Genomic DNA, 2,778 nt, shown 5'->3' with positions numbered 1-2,778 from the left:
GAAGCAATCCAGGGCAGCTTAACACCGCCCTGGATTGCTTCGCTGCGCTCGCAATGACGAACGGAGGGAAGGTTGATGGTCGGGGCACGGTCTTGAGGCCATGCCCCTAGCCGCCGCCGCTTCCGGCCTGCGCATGCTTGCGCCCGACCAGCGGTATGGCCGGGTCGTCGCGGTGCGCGGTGCGCTGATCGAGGTGGACGGGCTGGCCGGGGCCGCGCGGATCGGCTCGCGGATAACCTTGCGCTCTCCCGTGGGGGCGATCGAGGCGGAAGTGGTGGGCCTCGACCACGGCATCGCCCACTGCATGCCCTTCAACGAGCCAGAGGGCATCGCTTCCGGATCGCGTGCGGACTTGTCCGCCGGGCAACTGGGCCTGCGTGTCTCCTCGGGCTGGCTGGGCCGGGTGGTGGACGGGCTCGGCCGCCCGGTGGACGGCAAGGGACCGCTGCCGCAAGGACGCGAGCAGCGCCGCATAAAGTCCGCGCCGCCGCCCGCATCCGCGCGCGCCCGCGTCGGTGCGCGGATCGAGACCGGGGTGCGCGCGCTGGACCTTTTCGCGCCGTTGTGCCGGGGCCAGCGCCTCGGCCTTTTCGCGGGCTCGGGCGTGGGCAAGTCCACGCTCCTGTCCATGCTGGCGCGCTGGACCGAGTGCGACGTCGCCGTCATCGGCCTCATCGGCGAGCGCGGCCGCGAAGTGCAGGAATTCATCCAGGATGACCTTGGCGAGGAGGGGCTGGCGCGCAGCGTCGTCGTCGTCGCCACCTCGGACGAGCCCGCGCTGCTGCGCCGGCAGGCCGCCTGGACCACGCTCGCCGTCGCCGAGCATTTCCGCGACGAAGGGCTCGACGTGCTGTGCCTGATGGACTCGGTCACCCGCTTCGCCATGGCCCAGCGCGAGATCGGCCTTGCGGCAGGCGAGCCGCCCGCGACCAAGGGCTATACCCCCACCGTCTTCGCCGAACTTCCGCGCCTGCTGGAGCGCGCCGGGCCGGGAACTCCGGGGCAGGGGGCGATCACGGGGCTGTTCACCGTACTGGTCGACGGCGACGACCACAACGAGCCGGTCGCCGACGCGGTGCGCGGCATCCTCGACGGCCACGTCGTCATCACCCGCAAGATTGCCGAGCGCGGGCGCTATCCCGCCATCGATGTGCTGCGTTCGGTCTCGCGCACTTTGCCGCAGTGTCTGGAACCGCAGGACAACGCCACCCGCCTTGCCGCGCGCGCCGAACTGGCGACGTGGAAGGACATGGAGGAGATGGTGCGCCTCGGCGCCTATCGCGCCGGGGCCAATGCCGAAGTGGACCGCGCCGTCGCTCTCGCCCCGCGCATCGAGGCGCTGCTCAACCAGGACAAGCGCATCCGCAGCTTCGCCGCCGAGGACTTCGCGGCGCTCTCGGGTATTCTGGAGGAAATTCATGAAAACGCCCTATGACGCCGCATTGCGCGTGCGGCAGCGCGAACTGGACGAAGTGAGCAGCGCCATCCGCACCGAGGCGGGCGCCTTGGGCGCGGTCGAGCAGGAGCGGATGCGCGTCGCCGCTGCGCTGGTGCGCGAGGCGGACCTTGCCGCCACCGATCTCACCCTCGTCTCGCCGGGCTGGCAGCGGCGCATGCGCGGCGAGCGGCAGGCGCTTTCGGCCCGCGAGACGCAGCTGCAGGCGCGCCTCGATGCCCTGCGCGAAGTCGCCGTGGACGCCTACGGCGTCCTGCGCGGGATCGAGAATGCCGCCGACGATTACCGCGCCGAAGCCCTGCGCAGCGAGGCTGCGGCCGAGCAGTCCGCCACCGACGACATCAGCGCCGCCGCCTTCCTGCGGACCCTGCGCGCGCGATGATCGACAAGACCGCCTCTTCGAACCTGACGGCAGCGAATCTGTCGGCGTCGCAGAAGGCGCGGTTGATCTATGACACGGCGCGTTCGGAGATGTCCGGCCGTCTGTGGCGCGCGGCGCTGGGCTCGACGGAAGAGACGGAAGGCGAGGGCAAGTCCTCCATTACCGCCATCAGCCAGAGCGATCCGATCGGGCTCGACCGGTTGCTGGCGATCCTCGATCCGGACTCGAAGGCGGCGCTGGACACGGCCGCTGTGCCGCAGGCCGAGGCTCCGGCCGAGACGAGCGGCGATGCGGTGTCCGCCATGGGCGGTGGCCCGAATGCGCGCTATGCCGGGATGCTCGATGCGGCGGCGGAGCGGACCGGGCTGCCGGCCTCCGCGCTGGCGGCGATCGTCGATGCCGAGGCGGCCAAGGGCGCGGGCGGGACTTGGCAGCCCTATTCGCGTAACCCGCGTTCGAGCGCGGCGGGGCTCGGCCAGTTCCTCAACGGGACGTGGGAAGGCGAGGCGGAGCGCTCCGGCACCTGGCTCAACAGCACGGCCGAGGCCAACGGCTGGCTCGACGCACGCGGGCAGGTCAAGGCCGAGAGCCGGGGCGCGCTGCTGGCGCTGCGCTACGATCCGCGCGCCTCGATCGAGGCGGTCGCCGACTATGCCAGCGCCAATGTCGCGGCGCTGCGCCGCTCGGGCGCGACGATCGGTGCGGGCACCACCGAGGTCGCGCAGGCGGCGTACCTTGGCCATCACCTCGGCGTCGGCGATGCGAAGCGGTTTCTTGCGGGCGGCCTCTCACCCGACCGCGCGCGCAAGTTGCTGGGCGCGCAAGTCGGTTCGGCGGCGGCGGAACGGCGGATCGCACAGGCCGGAAGTGCGGTCGCGGCGCACCGTTCGTGGCTGATGGACTATGTCGGCAAACATGTCCGGCCGGAAAGATTTGCCTG

3 protein-coding genes are annotated in these 2,778 nt (G+C 71.4%); all 3 read left to right on the top strand.

Annotated elements, in window-relative coordinates:
* Positions 1-100 precede the first annotated feature (100 nt).
* Positions 101-1,435 carry a flagellar protein export ATPase FliI gene (gene fliI / locus ACYPYD_RS19630; protein WP_008832800.1) on the top strand — a complete coding sequence of 445 codons (1,335 nt, stop codon included), beginning with the start codon at positions 101-103 and terminating at the stop codon, positions 1,433-1,435.
* Positions 1,419-1,838, top strand: coding sequence for a hypothetical protein (locus ACYPYD_RS19625; protein WP_008832799.1), 420 nt, complete (start codon positions 1,419-1,421; stop codon positions 1,836-1,838). The genes fliI and ACYPYD_RS19625 overlap by 17 nt, the downstream gene beginning before the upstream one ends.
* Positions 1,835-2,778, top strand: a 944-nt coding sequence (locus ACYPYD_RS19620) for a peptidoglycan-binding protein (protein WP_069708455.1), incomplete at its 3' end; no start/stop codon positions are given. The genes ACYPYD_RS19625 and ACYPYD_RS19620, both read left to right, overlap by 4 nt.

The sequence above is a fragment of the Novosphingobium sp. 11B genome, assembly GCF_054589055.1.
This window is presented reverse-complemented; position numbering and strand designations above follow the sequence as displayed.

Bases quoted from the DNA above. Each gene is read 5' to 3' on its own strand.
- fliI (WP_008832800.1), top strand. From the start codon at position 101: ATGCCCCTAGCCGCCGCCGCTTCCGGCCTGCGCATGCTTGCGCCCGAC.
- ACYPYD_RS19625 (WP_008832799.1), top strand. From the start codon at position 1,419: ATGAAAACGCCCTATGACGCCGCATTGCGCGTGCGGCAGCGCGAACTG.